The sequence below is a fragment of the Leifsonia sp. KNZ12-8B genome (assembly GCF_056755495.1).
This window is the reverse complement of sequence record NZ_JBPGXM010000073.1, coordinates 1-18,804: the sequence shown is the minus strand read 5'-3', so window position 1 is coordinate 18,804 and position 18,804 is coordinate 1. Positions and strand designations below refer to the sequence as shown.

Annotated in this window: 16 protein-coding genes; 8 read left to right on the top strand and 8 right to left on the bottom strand. The window is 71.2% G+C overall.

Annotated elements, in window-relative coordinates; all coding sequences use genetic code 11:
- The 3 genes from ACR9ZG_RS11800 to ACR9ZG_RS11790 form a co-directional block, all read left to right on the top strand.
- Positions 1-840: hypothetical protein (locus ACR9ZG_RS11800; protein ID WP_481285031.1), on the top strand; the 840-nt coding region annotated here is incomplete at its 5' end.
- Positions 837-2,048: a mandelate racemase/muconate lactonizing enzyme family protein gene (locus ACR9ZG_RS11795; protein WP_481285030.1), complete on the top strand. Its 1,212-nt coding sequence runs from the start codon at positions 837-839 to the stop codon at positions 2,046-2,048. The genes ACR9ZG_RS11800 and ACR9ZG_RS11795, both read left to right, overlap by 4 nt.
- The gene (locus ACR9ZG_RS11790; RefSeq protein ID WP_481285029.1) at positions 2,045-2,899 is read left to right on the top strand and encodes a FadR/GntR family transcriptional regulator; all 855 of its coding nucleotides are present in this window, start codon (positions 2,045-2,047) and stop codon (positions 2,897-2,899) included. The genes ACR9ZG_RS11795 and ACR9ZG_RS11790 overlap by 4 nt, the downstream gene beginning before the upstream one ends.
- 57 nt (positions 2,900-2,956) lie before the next feature.
- Here ACR9ZG_RS11790 and ACR9ZG_RS11785 read toward each other — a convergent pair whose 3' ends face one another.
- Genes ACR9ZG_RS11785 through ACR9ZG_RS11770 form a run of 4 tightly spaced genes read right to left on the bottom strand, consistent with a single transcriptional unit; the run spans position 2,957 to position 8,146 of the window.
- Positions 2,957-5,041, bottom strand: a complete 2,085-nt coding sequence (locus tag ACR9ZG_RS11785) for an alpha-galactosidase (protein ID WP_481285028.1) — start codon at positions 5,039-5,041, stop codon at positions 2,957-2,959.
- Complete coding sequence (locus ACR9ZG_RS11780) at positions 5,038-5,871, bottom strand: carbohydrate ABC transporter permease (RefSeq protein ID WP_481285027.1); 834 nt, start codon at positions 5,869-5,871, stop codon at positions 5,038-5,040. Before ACR9ZG_RS11780 ends, ACR9ZG_RS11785 begins: the two co-directional genes overlap by 4 nt.
- A gap of 11 nt (positions 5,872-5,882) precedes the next feature.
- Positions 5,883-6,836: a carbohydrate ABC transporter permease gene (locus tag ACR9ZG_RS11775; RefSeq protein ID WP_481285026.1), complete on the bottom strand. Its 954-nt coding sequence runs from the start codon at positions 6,834-6,836 to the stop codon at positions 5,883-5,885.
- The gene (locus ACR9ZG_RS11770) at positions 6,833-8,146 is read right to left on the bottom strand and encodes an ABC transporter substrate-binding protein (RefSeq protein WP_481285025.1); all 1,314 of its coding nucleotides are present in this window, start codon (positions 8,144-8,146) and stop codon (positions 6,833-6,835) included. The genes ACR9ZG_RS11775 and ACR9ZG_RS11770 overlap by 4 nt, the downstream gene beginning before the upstream one ends.
- 663 nt (positions 8,147-8,809) lie before the next feature.
- Between ACR9ZG_RS11770 and ACR9ZG_RS11765 the strand changes: the two genes are divergently transcribed.
- Genes ACR9ZG_RS11765 through ACR9ZG_RS11755 form a run of 3 tightly spaced genes read left to right on the top strand, consistent with a single transcriptional unit; the run spans position 8,810 to position 12,312 of the window.
- Positions 8,810-9,271, top strand: a complete 462-nt coding sequence (locus ACR9ZG_RS11765) for a MarR family winged helix-turn-helix transcriptional regulator (RefSeq protein ID WP_481285024.1) — start codon at positions 8,810-8,812, stop codon at positions 9,269-9,271.
- 57 nt (positions 9,272-9,328) lie between these two features.
- The gene (locus ACR9ZG_RS11760) at positions 9,329-11,782 is read left to right on the top strand and encodes a transglycosylase domain-containing protein (protein ID WP_481285023.1); all 2,454 of its coding nucleotides are present in this window, start codon (positions 9,329-9,331) and stop codon (positions 11,780-11,782) included.
- Complete coding sequence (locus ACR9ZG_RS11755) at positions 11,746-12,312, top strand: TetR/AcrR family transcriptional regulator (protein WP_481285022.1); 567 nt, start codon at positions 11,746-11,748, stop codon at positions 12,310-12,312. Before ACR9ZG_RS11760 ends, ACR9ZG_RS11755 begins: the two co-directional genes overlap by 37 nt.
- A 38-nt stretch (positions 12,313-12,350) precedes the next feature.
- Here ACR9ZG_RS11755 and ACR9ZG_RS11750 read toward each other — a convergent pair whose 3' ends face one another.
- The 4 genes from ACR9ZG_RS11750 to ACR9ZG_RS11735 form a co-directional block, all read right to left on the bottom strand.
- Positions 12,351-12,791: an SRPBCC family protein gene (locus ACR9ZG_RS11750; RefSeq protein ID WP_481285021.1), complete on the bottom strand. Its 441-nt coding sequence runs from the start codon at positions 12,789-12,791 to the stop codon at positions 12,351-12,353.
- 79 nt (positions 12,792-12,870) lie between these two features.
- On the bottom strand, positions 12,871-14,571 hold the full coding sequence (locus tag ACR9ZG_RS11745; protein ID WP_481285020.1) for an alpha-glucosidase: 1,701 nt from the start codon (positions 14,569-14,571) through the stop codon (positions 12,871-12,873).
- 99 nt (positions 14,572-14,670) lie between these two features.
- Entirely contained in the window at positions 14,671-15,606 is a 936-nt protein-coding gene (locus ACR9ZG_RS11740; RefSeq protein WP_481285019.1) for a Gfo/Idh/MocA family protein, read from the bottom strand.
- Positions 15,603-16,823, bottom strand: a complete 1,221-nt coding sequence (locus ACR9ZG_RS11735; RefSeq protein WP_481285018.1) for an ROK family protein — start codon at positions 16,821-16,823, stop codon at positions 15,603-15,605. The genes ACR9ZG_RS11740 and ACR9ZG_RS11735 overlap by 4 nt, the downstream gene beginning before the upstream one ends.
- Positions 16,824-16,962: 139 nt before the next feature.
- Between ACR9ZG_RS11735 and ACR9ZG_RS11730 the strand changes: the two genes are divergently transcribed.
- Both ACR9ZG_RS11730 and ACR9ZG_RS11725 read left to right on the top strand, forming a co-directional pair.
- Positions 16,963-17,715, top strand: a complete 753-nt coding sequence (locus ACR9ZG_RS11730; RefSeq protein ID WP_481285017.1) for an amino acid ABC transporter ATP-binding protein — start codon at positions 16,963-16,965, stop codon at positions 17,713-17,715.
- 65 nt (positions 17,716-17,780) lie between these two features.
- On the top strand, positions 17,781-18,722 hold the full coding sequence (locus ACR9ZG_RS11725; protein ID WP_481285016.1) for a glutamate ABC transporter substrate-binding protein: 942 nt from the start codon (positions 17,781-17,783) through the stop codon (positions 18,720-18,722).
- Positions 18,723-18,804: the final 82 nt, after the last annotated feature.

Genomic DNA, 18,804 nt, shown 5'->3' with positions numbered 1-18,804 from the left:
GGCCACCTGCGCGTGCTCGGCGGCGACTTCCTGGGGCTGCCGTTCGGCTCGGCCGCGGTGCCGCGCGACGCGGTCGACGAGTGGAGGCGCTGGGCCGGCATCCCGCTCGACGGACCGCCCCACGGCCACGCGGCCGAGGCGGACTGGGAGGTCGTCGCAGCGCCGGACGGCACCGCCGCCTTCGCCCTCGGCTTTCCCGCCTCCTCCGCTATCGACCGCGTCGAACGCCGGATCAGCGGCGCGCCCGGTGCCCCGGAGCTGCGGTTCGAACACGTGATCCACGCGCGCCGGGCGGCCCGCGTGCCGCTCGGCCTGCACCCGATCTTCGCCCTGCCGGAGACCCAGGGCGCGCTGGCGATCGACGCGGCTTTCGCCACGGCCTTCGCCTACCCGGCGGTGATCGAACCCGGCCGCTCGCTCCTCCCTCGCGGCGCCGAGACCACCGACCTCGGCGAGTGGAGGCTCGACCGCCTGCCGTCCGGAGGCCCGCGTGAGGAGGTCGTGCTGCTGACCGGGGTGAGCGCGCCGATCCGCCTCCTCGACCGCTCCACCGGCTCCGGCGTCGAGCTCGACTGGGATCGCGGCCTGCTCCCGAACGCGCTGCTCTGGCTCTCCGACCGCGGCATCGACGCCCCGCCGTGGAGCGGCCGGTACCGCGGCCTCGGCGTCGAGCCGGTGGCGGCGGCCTTCGACCTCCCCGGCGCGGTCTCCGCCGCCGCGAACCCGCTGGCCGACCGGGGCGTCCGCACCGCGGTGGAGCTCGACCCGGCGCATCCCCTCACCGTCCGGCACTCGGTCCGGGCGTTCCGCCTCGACGACGAGGAGACCACCCGCTCATGAGAATCGAGTCCGTCGACTTCTTCTACGCCGCCATGCCCGAGATCACCGACGACGCCGACGGCAGCCAGGACGCGCTGCTCGTCCGCGTGCGCGCCGGCGACGCGGAGGGCTGGGGCGAGTGCGAGGCGTCTCCGCTGACCTCCATCGCCGCCTTCGTCGCGCCCGCCTCGCACGGCGTGTGCAGACCGGTGGCCGACTCGGTGCTGGGCCAGCGGCTCGACGGGCCGGACGACATCCGCCGCATCGCCGCACTGGTCGAGCGGCAGAGCATGGACCTGCTGCAGGCGCCGCACACCTTCTCCGGCGTCGAGATCGCGCTGTGGGATCTGCTCGGCCGGGTGCGCGAGGAACCGGTGTGGCGGCTGCTCGGCTACCAGCGGTCGCACCCCAAGACGCCGTACGCCTCTCTGCTGTTCGGTGCGACACCCGACGAGACCGTCCGGCGGGGGCGGGAGGTCGTGGCCCGCGGCTTCCGAGCCGTCAAGTTCGGCTGGGCGGGCTTCGGCGATGGCACCCCGGAGGCGGACCGCGATCAGCTGCACGCGGCCAGGGAGGGCCTCGGCCCCGACATCGAGCTGCTGGTGGACGCCGGGCAGATCTGGGTGGAGGACGTCGAGGCCGCCGCCGCCCGGCTCCCCGCCCTGCAGGAGGTCGGTGTGCGCTGGCTGGAGGAGCCGTTCCTCGCCGAATCGTTCGGTGCGTACAGCGCCCTTGCGCAGCGCGGCGGCAGCGTCGGCATCGCCGGGGGCGAGGGCGCGCACACCGCGCGGATGGCGCTCAACCTCATCGACTTCGGCGGCGTCCGCTTCGTGCAGATCGACACCGGCCGGATCGGCGGCATCGGTCCGGCCAAGCTGGTCGCCGACTACGCGGCGGCGCACCGCGTCACGTTCGTGAACCACACCTTCACCTCGCAGCTCGCGCTCAGCGCCTCCCTCCAGCCGTTCGCCGGGCTCGCCGAGGACCGCATCTGCGAGTACCCGGCGGCGCCCCGGCCGGTGGCGACGGCCATCACGCGCGGAGGCCTGCCGCTGGACGCCGACGGCTGCGTGGGCGCCCCGGATGCGCCGGGGCTCGGGATCGACGTCGACCTCGGCGCGCTTCGCCCCTACCTGCGCGAGGTCGAGCTGCTCGTCGACGGCGCGCCGGTCTTCGCCAGCGGGCGGCCCCTCACCGCGCCGGCGGCAGTAGGCTCGGTCGCGGAATGACCGCCGAACCGCCCATCGACACCGCGACGGACACGCCCGCGCGCACCGACACGCCCGCGCGCACCGACACGCCCGCGCGCACGGACACGCCCGCGCGCTCGGCCGCCGAGGCGGGACCGGGCTACAACATCCGCGGTCAGCAGGGGCGCGTGATCGACGCGATCGGGCAGGCGATCGTCGGCGGACGGTACCGCCCCGGCGACGTGCTGCCGAAGGAGTCGGAGCTGATCGCCGAGTTCGGTGTGAGCCGCACCTCCGTCCGGGAGGCGATGAAGGTGCTCGCCGCGAAGGGGCTGGTCGAGACGCGGCAGCGGGTCGGCACCCGCGTGCGCCCGCGCGAGCTGTGGAGCGCCTTCGACAGCGACCTCCTGCTCTGGAACTACGCCCAGGGCCGCGGCGCCGACGTGATGCGCGACCTCGTCGAGCTGCGGCAGATCCTCGAGCCGGCCGCGGCCAAGCTCGCCGCGGTGCGCGCGACGGTGACCGACCTGCGCGACCTGGAGCGCGCCCACGCCGACATGACCGGTGCGGTGGAGCGGGCCGGCGAGTACGCCGCGAGCGATGTGCGCTTCCACATGGCGGTGTACGCCGCCAGCCACAACGAGCTGATGCAGCGCTTCGGCCAGCTCGTCGCCGAGTCGATGCGGCTGAGCTTCGAGCTGCAGCAGCGCGCGCACGACGCCGCGCCCGACCTCGCCCGCGACGCTGCCGCCCACCAGGCCGTGCTCACCGCCATCCGGCGCGGCGACCCGGCCGACGCGACCGAGCGGATGCTCGACGTCGTGCTCGACGGCAAGGCCGCGCTCATCGACGCGCTCGGTGCCCCGGAGGACCGGCCGGACGGACGCTGACCCGGCCGCGCTCACACCCGCGGCCCGCCGGCGCCCGCCCGGCGGCTCGAAGCCGCGTCAGGTGACGAGGCGGTCCACCAGCAGCAGCCGCGACGACATCCCTCGCGCGACGGCCGGCGCCGCCAGTCCCTCACGCAGCAGCTCCGCCCCGCTCCGGACGGCCGGCTCGGCATCGCCGAAGGGGTCGGACACCCGGTAGTCGGCGTCCGCATCCAGGCCGCGAAGGCGGACGCGCTGCTCCGCGTCCGCGCCGCCGGAGTCTCCCGCGCCTCCCGCACCACTGAGCCGGAAGGCCGCGACCGCGTGCCGAGACCCGTCGGCCGCGCTCAGCTGGAACGCGGGCATCCGCTCGCCGCGGCCCCCGCGCAGCGGCTGCCCGGTCAGCCGGCGCAGCACGCCGTCGCGCAGGATCGGCGCGAGCACGTCCGTGTAGACGCGTACGTGGTCCGCCAGCACGGCGCTCAGCTCCGGTCGCAGCTCGGGGAGCCGCAGCGAGACGCCGAAGCGGTGCAGCATCGCCGCGCGCAGGGTCGTCGCGAACTCCCCCTCGGTCAGCGTCGTGAAGTCGAGCCGCGACGGCGGGTAGTCCCCGCGCCACTGCGACCACGACCAGTGGAGGAGGGAGGCCGGCGGCAGCAGCATCCCGGCACCCCACAGCACCTGCAGCGCGTGCTCGGTGTAGTCGGGGTCGGAGAGGAAGAGCGTGTGGACGTGCCGCGCCAGACCGAGGTCGAGCCGGAGCCCGCCCGACGAGCAGGCCTCGAGCACCACCTCCGGGTGCCGCTCCCGGAACTCGTCGAGCACCGCATAGAGGCCCTCGTAGTGGCGGAGGAGCCCGTCGCCCGCGCCGTGCCCGTGGTCGGTGCGCGTGCACCCTGCGTCGGGGTCGACGTTGAAGTCGAGCTTGACCCACTCGGCGCCCATCTCGGTGACGACCCGGTGGAGGCTGTCGGCGACGAATCGCCGCCCGGCCTCCGACCCGCAGCAGACGTAGCCGAGGAAGGCGGGGTCGTCCTCGTCCAGCGACACCGTGTCGGCGCGGTAGGAGCGGTCGGGGCGCCTGCCGCCCACGGCGAGCGCCAGGATCTCGGGCCGGTCGCGGCGGACCTGCGCGTCGCGGCCCACCGCCTCGCCCTCCATCCAGATACCGGGGCGCGCGCCGGCTGCGCGGATGCGGTCGCCGAGCGCGGCGATCCCGGAGGGGAAGCGGGCGGTGTTGACGCGATCCCAGTCGCCGCGCACGCGGGTCCACGACAGGTCGGCCTCCGCGGGGCCGAACCAGCCGGCGTCGACCGTCACCTGGCGGATGCCGAGCGGGGTCGCGCGGTCGGCGTTCGCCGCGATGACGCCCTCGTCGACCTCGACGTCCTCGTAGGGCCACCAGTGGTTCCACTCGACGTCGAGGCGGTCGGAGGCTGCGGAGCGCGGCGTCCAGCCGTCGCCCACCGCCGTGGTCAGGGCGACGGCGGCGGCGTCGCGGTCGGCTCCGACGGCGAGGACCACGGAGGGCGCCACCACCTGCTCCCCCGGCCGCAGCACCGTCTCGAACAGCCAGTCCGAGATGCCCGCCGACAGCGTGCGTCCCTCGGTCAGATCGACGTGCCAGTTGCCGCTCCAGGCGGGCGCGACCACGAGCCCGGCCGCAGGATCCGCCGCCGCGCCTCCCGCCGACCGCTCGAATCCGACCCAGGGCGCGTAGCCGTGCGACGAGCGCCCGGCCCGCGACTCGAAGAAGAGGTCGCCGCCCGCGTCGTGCACCTCGGGCCGGAACTCGTCGCCCCAGGCGGAGCGGAAGGCGAGCGCCTCCCACCCCTCGCCCGCCAGCCCGGCGGAGAGCGGGTCGAGCCTCGCCAGCACCGCGTCCTCGTCGCCCGCGTTGGTCAGGTGCAGCGCCAGCTCCCACACGTCGTGCCCGGCGAGGCGGGTGGCCCGCCAGTGCGCGCGGAGGGAGGTGCCCTCCACATCGCCGTGGACGTCGACCGAGCCGTCGGCGCCGGTCTCGACCACGGGGTCGGCCACACGGTCGCGGCGACGCCGGTCGACATCCAACCGGAGCAGCGCGGAGGGCCGCAGCACGGGCTCCCCGTCGACGGTCAGCGTGAGGAGGCCGTCGTCGTCGACGGCGAGCACGGCGCCCGTCACTTGGTCGACCCGATCGAGACGCCCTCCACGACGTAGCGCGAGGTGAAGGCGAGCAGCAGCAGGGGGACGGAGGCGGCGATCAGCAGGCCGGAGGACACCAGCGGCTGGTCGTTCTGCAGCTTGGTCCCGATCATCGACAGCGCCGGGGTGAGCAGGCGCTTCGTGTCGTCGGGCAGCAGGATGAGCGCGTACAGCAGCTCGTTCCACATCCCGAGGAACTGCAGCACCGCCAGCGTCGCCAGGCTCGGCTTGGCCATCGGCACGGCGACGCGGAACAGTGTGCGGAAGAACCCGGCGCCGTCGACCCTGGCCGCGTCGAGCACCTCGTCGCCGAGCGCCCGGAACGCCAGCGTGAGGAAGAACACGGCGAACGGCAGGCTGGTGGCGACGTACAGCAGGATGATGCTCGCGTAGTTCCCGATCAGCCCGAGCGCAGAGAGCATCAGGTAGATCGGCAGGATGAGCACCTGGCTCGGCACGAGCATCACCGACACGAACGAGCTCGTGATGATCTTCGCGCCGTAGGGGTTCAGCTTCGCCAGGGCGTATCCGGCGAGCGTCGCGAACACCAGCACCACGACCAGCGCGGCGCTGACGACCAGGAAGCTGCGGAGGAACGCCGGCCCCGCGCCGTAGCCGTTCCACACCCGCACGATGTTGTCGAGCGTCCACTCGGTCGGCCAGCCGAGCGGGTTGCGCAGATAGTCGATGCGCGGGCGGAAAGCCGCGACGACCAGGAAGTAGACGGGGAAGATGATCGACGCCGCCAGGATCGCCAGGCCGATGAAGACCGGGATGCGGGCGGGCTTGCTGAGGGTGGCGCTGGTCATGGTCTCCTGTTTCAGTCCGCGTCCTGGATCCGGAAGACCCTGTTCTGCACGATCGTCAGCACGCCGATGAACAGGAACAGCAGCACCGCGAGCGCGGCGCCGGGCCCGAGGTTCTCGCTGCCGAAGGCCTTCAGATACACCAGGTAGTCGATGGTGGTGGTGTCGTAGCCGGGGCCGCCCGCCGTCATGACGAAGACGAAGCCGAAGAGCGACGTGAACGTGTACAGCACGTTGATGATGAAGACGAAGCCCAGCTCGCGGCGGATGTTCGGCAGCGTGATCGAGAACAGCCTCCGCCACCAGCCGGCGCCGTCGAGCGCCGCCGCCTCGAACACCGCCGAGTCGATCGCCGACAGGCCGCTCAGGATGAGCAGCGACTGATAGCCGAAGCCCGACCAGACCAGCGCGGTGATGATCACCCAGATCGCCAGGTTCCCGTCGGTGAAGAAGGTGACCCGCTCGCCGCCGAGGGCTGCGATCACGCTGTTGACTGCGCCGTTGTAGCCGAAGATCTGCTTGAACATGACGCCGACCACGACGATCGAGAGCACGTTCGGCAGGAAGTAGACGAACCGGAAGAACCGCCAGCCGCGGATCTTCTCGAACAGCAGCACCGACACGATCACCGAGAAGAACACCACGAGCGGCACCGAGATCAGGAACTTCAGGTTGTTGAAGAAGACCTGGTGCACGAGCGGGTCGCTCAGGATGTTGACGTAGTTGTTCAGCCAGACCCAGTCGAAGTCCTCGCCGTCCGTCTTCGTGAACGAGATGTAGAAGGCGAACAGCACGGGGTAGATCATGAACCCGACGACGATCAGGAACGCCGGGGCGACGGCGGCGAGGCCGATGCGGCGCTCGCGCCGCCGCCATGCCGCCGGCCGCCGCGGCCCGGGGGCGGTGGAGGCCGCGATCTGCGCCTCCTCCACCGCCGCCCGGGTGGTCGCTTGCGCGGTGGAGGTCATCCCTGCTCCGCGTCGAGGGCCGACTGCAGCTGCTTCACCGCATCCTTCGGCGCGGTGGTGCCGAGGAAGGTGGAGGCGTCGAGCCGGTAGTAGAGGTCGATCACCGACTGCGGCATCACGTTGTCGAACGGGAAGACGACGGTCGCGTCCTTGAGCGCCTCCGTCTGCTCCTTCAGCAGCGGGTTGTCGATGACGCTGGAGTCGCCCTTCTTGTTGCTGGAGCCCTCTTTCTGGTTGAGCTTCACATAGAGGTCCTGCACCTCGGGCTCGGCCAGGTACTTCACGAACTCCTTGGCGGCGTCCTTGTGCTTGGCGTAGTCGGTGATCGAGACGGCGACCTGCGGGCCGCCCGCGGCGATGTCCGGGTGCTCGGCGCCCTCCATCATCGGGATGAAGAACCAGCCGACCCCGTCGCCGAACGCCTCGTTCATGCCCGCATCGCCCCACGTCCCGGAGAAGTAGTAGGGCGCCTGGCCGCTCAGGAAGCCGGTGTCGGCGTCGCCGTTGGAGAGCTCGCCGGCGTCGCCGTTCACGAGGGTCGGCTTGTTGAAGTCGGCCCACGCCTGGTACGCCTTCGTCATCGCGCTGCCGTCGATCTTGCTCTTCCCGGTGTACATGTCGGTGAACGTGTTCGCACCGCCCTCACCGGCGGCGAGCGCCGCGACGACCCACGCGCCGACGTAGCCCTCGAGGTTCGCCACGTGGAACGCGGGCTTGCCCGTCTTCTGCTGGTACTGCTCGCCCTTGGCGATCATGTCCTCCCAGGTGGTGGGCACCGGGTCGGTCATGCCGGCGTCGGCGAGGAGCTTCTTGTTGTACCAGACGGTGAAGTAGGTGCCGGCGCCGTAGGGGAGCGCGAGGAGCTTGCCGTCCTTCTCGAAGTCCTTGCGGACGGTGTTCAGGCCCGTGAAGTTCGCGAGCGTCGACTCGTCGAGCACGCCGTCGAGGTCCTCCAGGTACTTGGAGAAGGCCAGCGTCGGCCCGCCGGTGTACTGGATGTGGATGTCGGGCCCGTTGCCCGCGATCGAGGCCGCCTTGAACTGGGCCGCGTTGGCGCTGATGTCGCCGCCCTGCTCCACGATCTTGACCGTGATGTTCTTGTGCTCCTTCTGGAAGTTCTTCGCCGCCTGGTGCAGGAACGACTCGTCCTTCGGACTGCCGTCCTCGTTGGTGGCGGCCAGAAGGCCGGTGTCCCAGATCAGGAGCTCCTGCTTCGCGTTCGGGTCGGTGCCGCTCGACGAGCACGCACTCGCCCCGGCCAGGAGTGCCGCAGCAGCCACCAGTGCGGCCGCCGTCCTCAGTTTTCGCATGCTGTGTCCTCTCGCTCGCGCGGAGGTCGCCGGGCTGCGACCTCTCGCCGGCGGCCGGGTAGCGCCGCGACGGCGTCCGAGCGCCGGGCATCGGGTCGGCGATGCGGCATCGTCGCGGCGCGCGCAGGCTGCACTGCCCCGCTGTCGCTACGTGCTGCGTACATCTCGTCACCCCGGGTCGAGCGTCATCGGTCTCATCGGCGCTGCAGACGGCCTGCAGTGATGCGATTAGATCATATTTTTACGTTCAACTCAAGGATTCCCGGGCGTTGTCGGAGGTCAAAAGTAGTATTTATATTGGGAGCCGCGGCCGCGGGACTCCGTCTGCGACCCCCCTCAGCCTCGCAAAGCGAACTCGCAGGAAAAATAACGACTTGATAACTAGGCACCGTTACCCTTCCGTTATATAGTTCAAGGGCAGTGGTCGTTTGCTGTGGCGACCATCGCGGAATGTGATTGCAGGACACTCTTGGTGCAAGGGAGAGGGCCGGCCGCTAGCCTCTGCGGTCGGCCCTCGATCTGTCTCCGGGCCCTCCCTCTCGAGTCCTCTCCCCCGCCCCTTTCACGCGGCGTCATCCCGTGGTGGCACGGATGAGCGTGTCGGCGCATGATGGGAAGATGCGAATGCATTGACACGCGTTCGAGCATCAGGAGGCACTGGGGATGGGCAGCGAAGGCACGGCGGCGCCGGCCCGGAATCGCGTGAACGCCGTGACGGCCTGGGAGTCGCTCTTCCGGGCGCAGGTCGCCGTCATGCGCACGCTCGCGGCGGAGTTCCCGACACGGGACATCTCGTTCAACGAGTACGACGTCCTGTTCAACCTCTCGCGGCAGCCCGACCGCTCCCTGCGGCTGCGCGACCTGAACAAGCACGTACTGCTCACGCAGCCGAGCGTCAGCCGTCTGGTCGACCGGCTCGTCGCGCGCGGCCTGGTCGCCAAGTGCCCCGAGCCCAACGACGCGCGCGGCACGGTCATCCGCCTCACCGACACCGGGTTCGACATGTTCCGCCGGGTCGCGGTCGACCACATGAAGACGATCACCGACCGGGTCGGCGGCCGCCTCGACGCCGACGAGCTCGAGCAGCTGGCCGCCCTGTGCGACAAGCTGCGCGGCGCATCCTGAGCGACATCCTGAGTGACCCCTCCGGGGGGTGTCACCTCCTCCGCGTATCATGACGCCATGAGCCGGACCGAGCCGAGACGTCGCTGGAGATGGGGATGGGCCCCCGCCCTGGTGGGCTTCGTGGCCCTCAGCGGCATCGCAGGACTGCTCGCGGCGGCGGCCGTCACGCCCGCGGTCGCGCTCACCGGATCTGCCGCCGACAACACCATCAGCGTGTTCGACGGCCTGCCCGAGTACGTCAAGGTCGAGCCGCTCGCGCAGGCCTCGACCATGTACGCGAAGTCCAACGGCCACGACGTGCCGATCGCGAGCTTCTACTCCCAGAACCGCGTCGAGGTCGGCTGGGACTCGATCTCGCAGAACCTCAAGGACGCGGCCATCGCCACCGAGGACCCGCGCTTCTACGAGCACGGCGGCATCGACGTCACCGGCACGCTCCGCGGCGCCGTTCTGACCGCGCTCCACAAGTCGGTGCAGGGCGGCTCGTCGATCACCCAGCAGTACGTGAAGAACATCCTGGTGCAGCGCTGCGAGAGCAAGCAGCCGGACCCGAGCGCGTCCGACGACGTGCGCAAGAAGCAGCAGGACGCCTACGAGAAGTGCTACGAGGACGCCACCGAGGTCGACCCGGTGCGCAAGCTCAAGGAGATGCGGTACGCGATCGGCCTCGAGAAGGCGTACTCGAAGAACGACATCCTGCAGAGCTACCTCAACATCGCGCTGTTCGGCGGACGCGTCTACGGCGTGCAGTCGGCCGCCTCCTACTACTTCGGCGTCTCGGCGAAGGACGTCAACCTCCAGCAGGCGGCGACGCTGATCGCCATCCTCAACAACCCGGACAACCTCCGCATCGACCGCCCGGGCGACAAGGAGAACGGCGCGGCGAACAAGTACCAGGAGACCCTGAACCGCCGCAACTACGTGCTCGACCGGATGCTGATCAACGGCAAGATCACCCAGGAGGAGCACGACGCGGCGATCAAGACGCCGGTCGAGCCGAAGATCACGCCGGTGCAGAACGGCTGCATGACGGCGCAGCAGTACAACGCCGCGTTCTTCTGCGACTACGTCGAGCGGATCATCGAGCAGGACCCGGCGTTCGGCAAGACGGAGGACGCCCGCAAGAGCTACCTCACCCGCGGCGGCCTCAAGATCTACACGACGCTCAATCTCGACCTCCAGAACGCGGCCCAGGCGGCGGTCAGCGCGTACATCCCGCCGTCGCACCCGAACCTCGACCTCGGCTCGGCCAACGTGTCGGTGGAGGTGGGCACCGGCCGGGTGGTGACCATGGTGCAGAACAGACCGTATGACAACACGGCCGAGCCCGCTCCGGGCACCACCGCGGTCAACTACACCACCGACAGCAACTACGGCGGGTCGGAGGGCTTCCAGACCGGTTCGGCGTACAAGGTGTTCGACCTGCTCGAATGGCTGCAGGAGGGGCACTCGCTCAACGCCAGCGTCAGCGGAACGCAGCACTCCTTCCCGCAGACGCTGTTCCACTCGAGCGACCCGTGCAACGACATCGGCGGCGCCCCGTGGAACGTCTCCAACGACGAGGGCGAGTCGGTCGGCAGCGCGTCGGTCATGACGGCGACGGCCCAGTCGATCAACACGATCTTCGCCAAGATGGCGACCCAGCTCGACCTCTGCGGCATCAAGCAGCGCGCGCAGGACCTCCTCGTGCACGGCGCCGACGAGGAGATGAACCCGTTCATGGCGAACCCCTCGGCCGTGCTCGGCACCAACTACATCGCGCCGCTGACGATGGCGACCGCGTACGCCGGCCTCGCCAACAACGGCGTCGCGTGCAGCCCGGTCGCGATCGACCGCATCGTGGACTCCGCGGGCGCGAACCACCCCGTGCCGAAGACCCAGTGCTCGGCGACCCCGATCGACCCGGGCGTCGCCGCGGCCGCGATCTACGCGTTGCAGGGCGTGCTGCGCGGCGGCGGCACGGCCGTCTCGGCCAACCCCGGCGACGGCGTGCCGATCTTCGGCAAGACCGGAACGACCGACGACTCCGTCGAGAACTGGCTGGTCACCTCCACCACGAAGGTCGCTCAGGCCACGTGGGTGGGCAACGTGGAGGGTGCTGTCGCGCTCCGCAGCCAGAGCTTCCAGGGCATCGGCGGCGGCAACGTGAAGTTCGCCATCGCCAAGCCGATCCTCGCCGCGCTCAACGCCGCGTACGGCGGCGCCGCCGGCTTGGGTGCGGGCGGCGCCGAAGCCCGCGCCGGGAGCACCCGCGCAGCCGGCGCCTCCTGCGCAGAACGGCGGCGGGAACGGCGGCCCCGGCAACGGCGGGAAGCCGCCCGGCCGCGGCTGACCACGGGGGTTCCGGCGGGGCCCACTGAAGTTGTTCTCAGGCCACGGATTGACCAGCAGAGAATGCGACACTCGCCGTTATCGTTAGCAACGTGGGCCGTACACCTGATCCGAATCGCAAGCCGGAGCTCCTGGCTCGCATCATGGAGCACGTCGCGACCGAGCCGCTCTCGCGCATGACGTTCCGCAGCCTGGCGAGTGCGCTCGGCGTCAGCACCTACTCGTTCGTGTACCACTTCGGCTCCCGCCAGGAGATGATCGACGCCATCCTCGAGGAGGGCGTCCGGCAGCAGTCCGAGGCGCTCACGAGCGTCGACCTGTCGTCGTTCGACCGCGCGCAGTTCCGCGACTGGTACCGGGAGGCGTTCCGCGCCTCGCTGCAGGAGGGCAGCCGCACCGGCCTCCGCCTGCAGTTCGAGGCGGGCGCGCTCGAGCCCGTCGACCCCGACATCGGGCAGAGGGTCACCACGTCGTTCAGGGCGTGGCGCGACCTGGTGAAGGGGTGGCTCAAGAAGCAGGGCATCGACACCCGCCGGGCCGGCGTCCTCGCGAACTGGCTCGCGGACACCGCGGCCGGCCTCCACTTCGGCTTCCTGCTCACCGGCGAACGCGCCGCGACCGTCGCCGCCTTCGACGTCTTCATGTCGGCGTTCGAGCGCGAGGCGTTCGAGGGCGTCGACGCGGAGCGGCTGGAGGCGTCGGCCGGCTAGCGTCGGTCGGCTGGCGTCGACAGGCTGGCGTCGGCCGGCTACGCGTCGCTCTCGGCGACCGAGCGCACGCCCTCCAGCATGCGGACCCAGTTGTCGCGCGAGTGCCGGGCCGCCTCCGGCGACGGGTTGTTGTCCTGGTCGAGGGTCACGTGGGTGCCGCCGGGGATCTCGTCCAGCTCGAAGCGGAGCGTGTGATAGTTGTCCGGCTCGTCCGGCTGGCCGCTGAGCGGGCTGAAGTGGGTGAGCACGATGCGCCACGGCTCCTCGCGGTCCTCCAGGTCGATGACGCGGCCGTGATCCTCGAACGAGCGCCCCTCCCACTCGCCGCGCCACACGATCGGCGAGCCGATCCGCCAGTCCGAGCGCACCTCCGCGCCGAACATGATCTCGGGATGCGCGCCGTTGCTGGTCAGCACTCGCCACACCGTCCGCCGTGGAGCCCGCACGTCGATCTCGGCCCGCGCCACGTAGTTGCCCATCGCCGCCTCCCGCCGTCTCTGGCCGCCATCACACACCAGCGGCGGCCCTCGCACAAGCACCCGATGCGCCCACGCGGCCTCAGCGGGCGTAGACCACGGCCTCCCAGGGGGCGAGCACGCCGGTCGGCGAGGGCGCCGCTCCAGGCAGGTTGGCGAGCAGCGGCTCGGCGTCCTGCCACTCGGCCACCGCCTCCACGTCGTAGATCACCGGCTCCCCGGTGAGGTTCGCCAGGACCAGGAGGGAGGCGTCGCCGAGCCGCCGCGCGTAGGCGAAGACCTGCTCGTGCTCGGGCAGCACGAGGGTGAAGTCGCCGGTCGCCACGACCTCGGAGCGGTGCCGCAGGTCGATGAGGGCGCGATAGTGCGCGAAGACCGAGTCCGGGTCGTCGATCTGCGCGGCCGCGTTCACTGTGCGGTGGTCGGGGTTGGGCGCGATCCACGGTTCGCCGGTGGTGAAGCCGGCCCCCGGGCCGTCGGTCCACTGCATCGGCGTGCGGGCGTTGTCGCGGCTCGTGCGGCGGAGGGCGACCAGCACCTCCTCGGCCGGCTGCCCCAGCAGGTCGACCGCCTGCGCGTAATGGTTGAGGGTCTCGATGTCGCGGAAGTCGTCGATCGTGTCGAAGGGCACGTTCGCCATCCCGAGCTCCTCGCCCTGGTACACGTACGGTGTGCCGCGCATCAGGTGCAGGACGGTGCCCAGCGCCTTGGCCGAGGCGACGCGGTGCTCGCCGTCGTCGCCGAACCGGCTGACCACCCGCGGCTGGTCGTGGTTGTTCCAGTACAGGCTGTTCCAGCCGCGCTCGGCGAGACCCTCCTGCCAGGCGGCGAGGTTGCGCTTGAGGTCGACGACGCCGATCGGCCGGTGGTCCCACTTGCCGCCGGGACCGTGGTCGAGGTCGACGTGCTCGAACTGGAACACCATGTCGACCTCCCCCCGCGCGGGGTCGGTGAACAGCACCGCGTCGTCGATGGTGACGCCGGGCATCTCGCCGACGGTGAGGTAGCGGTCGTCACGACCGGCGAAGACGCGCTCGTGCATCTCGTGCAGGAACTCGTGGATGCGCGGCCCCTGCGCGATGTGCGGGTGCGCGTCGCCGTACAGACCGCCGGGCGGGACAACGCCGTCGGGGAGGCCGGGCCGCTTGGAGATGAAGTTGATGACGTCCATCCGGAAGCCGTCGACCCCGCGGTCGAGCCACCAGTTCATCATGTCGTACACGGCCTCCCGCACCTCCGGGTTCTCCCAGTTGAGGTCGGGCTGCTTGCGCGAGAAGAGGTGGAGGTAGTACTCGCCGGTGCCGGGATCGAGCTGCCAGGCGGGCCCGGAGAAGAACGAGCCCCAGTTGTTCGGCTCGGCACCCTGCTCCCCCGGCCGCCTGCCCTCGCGCGCGGGGCGCCACCAGTACCAGTCGCGCTTGGGGTTGTCGGGAGAGGAGGCGGACTCGACGAACCACGGGTGCTCGTCGGAGGTGTGGTTGACGACCAGGTCCATGACGAGCTTCATGCCGCGGGCGTGCAGGCCAGCGAGCAGCTCGTCCAGGTCGTCGGAGGTGCCGAACAGCGGGTCGATCGCGCGGTAGTCGCTGATGTCGTAGCCGTTGTCGTCGTGCGGCGAGGCGTAGATGGGCGAGAGCCACACCACGTCGACGCCCAGCGCCTCCAGATGGTCGAGGTGCTGGATGATGCCCCGCAGGTCGCCGACGCCGTCGCCGTCGCTGTCCGCGAAGCTGCGCGGGTAGACCTGGTACACGACCGCCGACTGCCACCACTTGTCACTCACGCGGTTCACCCTACCCACGCGCGGCGCGCTCGCCGAGTCGTGAGCAGATGCGGGTTCCGGACGCGAGAAGTGAGCTCATGTCACGACTCGGCGGGCGGGTCAGAGCTCGATGCGGCGGCCGGTGCGGAGGGAGGCGCGGGCCGCGAGCGAGACGCGGAGGGCCTCCACGGCCGCCGCCACCGGGGCACGGTCGGGCGGGGTCCCGGTCTCGATGCACTCGAGGAAGTAGCGGGCCTGCTCCGCGAACGGGTCGCCGTCGGCCTCCCGCACCTCGTCGGTGCCGGCGTCGCCGATCACGTCCAGCGTGCTGCGGAACGGCTCGCCCTCCGGCAGGTCGGCCGCGCTCGTGAGCTGCGCCACTCCACCGTCCGCGTACTCGATGGTGGTCGCGACGGGTGCGCCGAAACCGCCGCCGGGAGCGCCGACGCTCGTCACGGCCACCGGCCGGCCGAGCAGGAGGTTCGCCTGGTCGACGTCGTGGATGGCGAAGTCGACGAGCATCCCGCCCGACCGCTCCTCGTCGGCGAGCCAGTCGGCCCAGCGCGGTGCAGCCGTGATCCGGGAGGCGCGGACCACTCGCGGCCGGCCGACCGCCCCGGCGGTGACCCGCTCCGCGAGCGCCGCGTACCCCGGGAAGAAGCGGACGACGTGCGCCACCATGAGCATCCCCGGCGACCGCTCCGCGACGGCGGCCAGCGCCTCCGCGTCGGGGAGGGTGAGGGCGATCGGCTTCTCCAGCAGCACGTGCCGGCCGGCCGCCAGCGCCCGGGTCGCGAGCTCGACGTGCGAGGGCGTCGGGGTGCAGACCGAGACGATGGCGACCTCGGGGTCGGCGAGCGCCTCCTCCAGAGTCCGCGCCCAGCGGGGCACCGCGGCGCCGGGAGCGCCGGGAGCGCCGGGAGCGCCTGCGGTGCCGGGCAGGTCCGGCCGGCTCCGCGGCGAGACCGCCCACCGGACGGGCACGCCGACGGCGGCCCAGGCGGCGGCGTGCGCCCGGCCCATCCGGCCGGCTCCGACGATGGCGGCGGCCGTCACCGCACCACGAGGTTGACGCGCGACGGCTCGAACAGCTCGTCGAGGATGAGCCGCCCGGCGCCCCGGATCCCGGCCTGGCCCTTCGCGATGCTCACCGCGATGTCGAGCTGGTCGGTGATCATGGGCAGGCAGTCGGAGTAGATGGCCGAGCGGACGCCCGCGACGAACGCCTCCGCCTCCCCCAGGATGCCGCCGAGCACCAGCCGCTGCGGGTTGAAGAAGTTCATGATGGTCGCGAGCACGCTGCCCGTGCGGAGCCCCGCCTCCCGCAGCATGAGCGTGGCCCGGGGATGCGCATCGCGGGCGAGGGCCAGCACGTGCCCCGTATCGGCGACCTCGACCCCGGCCTGGCGGAGGGACGTGACGATGGCCGCGCCGCCGGCGACCGCATCGAGGCAGCCGACCCGCCCGCAGGAGCAGAGCACGTCCGGCGCCCCGGGGACGGTGACGTGGCTGATGTCGCCGGCCATGCCGTGGTGCCCGTGGTACACCCCGCCGAAGGCGATCACGCCGCAGCCGATGCTGGAGCCGGCCTTCACGAACACGAGCTGCTGCGCATCCTCGCCGGCCTCTCCGAGCTGCACCAGCTCGCCGAGCGCCATCAGATTGGCGTCGTTGTCGGCGGCGGCGGGGAGGCCGGAGATGCGGGCCAGCTCGGCCGCCACGTCCACGCCGTTCCAGCCGGGCATGCGCGAGGGCGACACCATGCGGCCGCTCGTGGAGTCGACCGGGCCGGGGAGGCCGATGCCGAAGCCGCGCAGGGTCTGGCCGGGTGCCGCGTGCGCGGCGGTGAGCTCGGCGCCGACCTCCGTGACCCACTGCAGGATGCGCTCAGGACCGTCCGCGATCCGCATGGTCTCGTTGCGGAGCGCGAGGAGGCGGCCGCCGAGGTCGAACAGGCCGAAGGTGGCGTGATGCGAGCCCAGGTCGGCGGCGCACACGACGCCGGCGGACGGATCCACCTCCAGCGCCCGCGGGCGGCGGCCGCCCTGCGAGACGCCCGCGCCGGCCTCGCGCAGGTAGCCGGCTCCGATGAGCGCGTCCACCCGCTGGGCCACCGTCGAGGGCGAGAGCCCGGTGCTGCGCGCGATGTCGGCGCGGGAGCGGGCACGGCCGGACCGCACCAGGTCGAGGATGCCGCCGGGCGTCGACGCCGCGTGCGCCGGAGCGTGGCCCGCGTGGCCCGCGTGGCCCGGTGCGTCGATGGTGCTCGTCATGGCGCCGTCCTCTCGTCTGGTGTGAGGATACTGTACCGACTTCCTCCAAATCCGAATTAACTAATTCCAATATTGCAATGAAGACGGGTTACTTAGTACGCTCATCGCAACCTGCCCCACCGACGATGCGAGGAACCCGATGACCGTCTCCGAAACCCGGCCCATGGTGAGCCTGCGCTCGGTCGACAAGCACTTCGGCGACCTGCACGTGCTGAAGGACATCGACCTGGACGTCGCCCCTCGCGAGGTCGTCGTGGTGGTCGGCCCCTCCGGCTCCGGCAAGTCGACGCTGTGCCGCTCGATCAACCGGCTCGAGACCATCGACGGCGGCGAGATCCGCGTCGATGGCGAGCTGCTCCCCGAGGAGGGCGCCGCGCTCGCCCGGCTGCGTGCCGAGGTCGGCATGGTGTTCCAGTCGTTCAACCTCTTCGCGCACCGCACCATCCTCGACAACGTGACGCTGGCGCCGCTCAAGGTGCGCGGCGTCCGCAAGGCCGAGGCCGAGAAGCAGGCGATGGAGCTGCTCGACCGGGTCGGCATCGCCGACAAGGCGCACAGCCACCCCGCCCAGCTCTCCGGCGGTCAGCAGCAGCGCGCCGCCATCGCGCGCGCCCTCGCCATGCAGCCGAAGGTGATGCTCTTCGACGAGCCCACCAGCGCGCTCGACCCCGAGATGGTCGGCGAGGTGCTCGACGTGATGACCTCCCTCGCCAAGGAGGGGATGACGATGATCGTCGTCACCCACGAGATGGGCTTCGCCCGCCGCGCCGCCGACCGCGTCGTCTTCATGGACCGCGGCCAGATCGTCGAGCAGGCGACCCCTGCCGAGTTCTTCGACTCGCCCCGCACCGAACGGGCGAAGTCGTTCCTGGCCTCCGTGCTGTCGCACTGACCGCACGGACGCCGCGCACCACCCGCTCCACATCCCCTACCCGTCCGACAGAAAGCGACTCATCCATGACCCGCTTCACCCTCCGCAGGAAGGCCACCGTCGCCGGTGTCCTGCTCGCGGCCACGACGCTGGCCATCACGGCCTGCTCGGGCAGCGCCGACCTGCCCGGCAGCGACCCCAGCGCCTCCAGCACCAAGGACGCCGTCTTCGCCGACGCGCCCGTGGCCGGCAAGGACCTCATCATCCCCGGCTCGACGATGGAGAAGATCAAGAAGCGCGGCAAGCTCATCGTCGCCGAGGCGCTCGACGCCCCGCTGCTCTCGCAGCAGGACCCGACGAACCCCGACCAGGTCACCGGCTTCGACGCCGACCTCGCGAAGCTGCTCGCGATCTACATCCTCGGCAAGCCCGAGGTCGAGATCGTCCCGCCGGCGTCCGAGACCCGTGAGGCGATGCTGCAGAACGGCACGGTCGACGTCGTCTTCAACACGTACACGATCACCGAGGAGCGGGCGACGCAGATCGACTTCGCCGGCCCGTACTTCGAGTCCGGCCTGTCGGTCGCGGTCAAGAGCGACAACAAGGACATCAAGAGCGAGAAGGACCTCGACGGCAAGACGGTCATCGTCGGCGCGAACACGCCGGCCGTGACCGAGGTGCCGAAGATCGCCCCGACCGCCAAGGTGACCGCGTTCGCCACCGACCCGGCCGCCGTGCAGGCGCTCATCCAGGGCCGCGGCGACGCCTACGTGCAGGACTACACGCTCCTCGCGAGCGACGCGGCCAGCGAGAAGCAGATCAAGGTCGTCGGCCAGCCCTTCACCAAGGAGCCGTACGGCATCGGCCTCCAGCACGGCGACTCGGACTTCAAGAAGTTCATCAACGAGTGGCTGACGAAGATCCAGGACGGCGGCCAGTGGGGCCAGGCGTGGAAGACCACGCTCGGCACCGTGACCGACTCGGACATCCCGACTCCGCCGGAGATCGGCTCCGTCCCCGGTTCCTGAACCAGACCGGCCGGGTGCGCGGGGGGGGGGGCCCCCCCCCCCCGCGCCCCCCGGCCCCCCCCCGCCACGTGCCCCCCCCCCC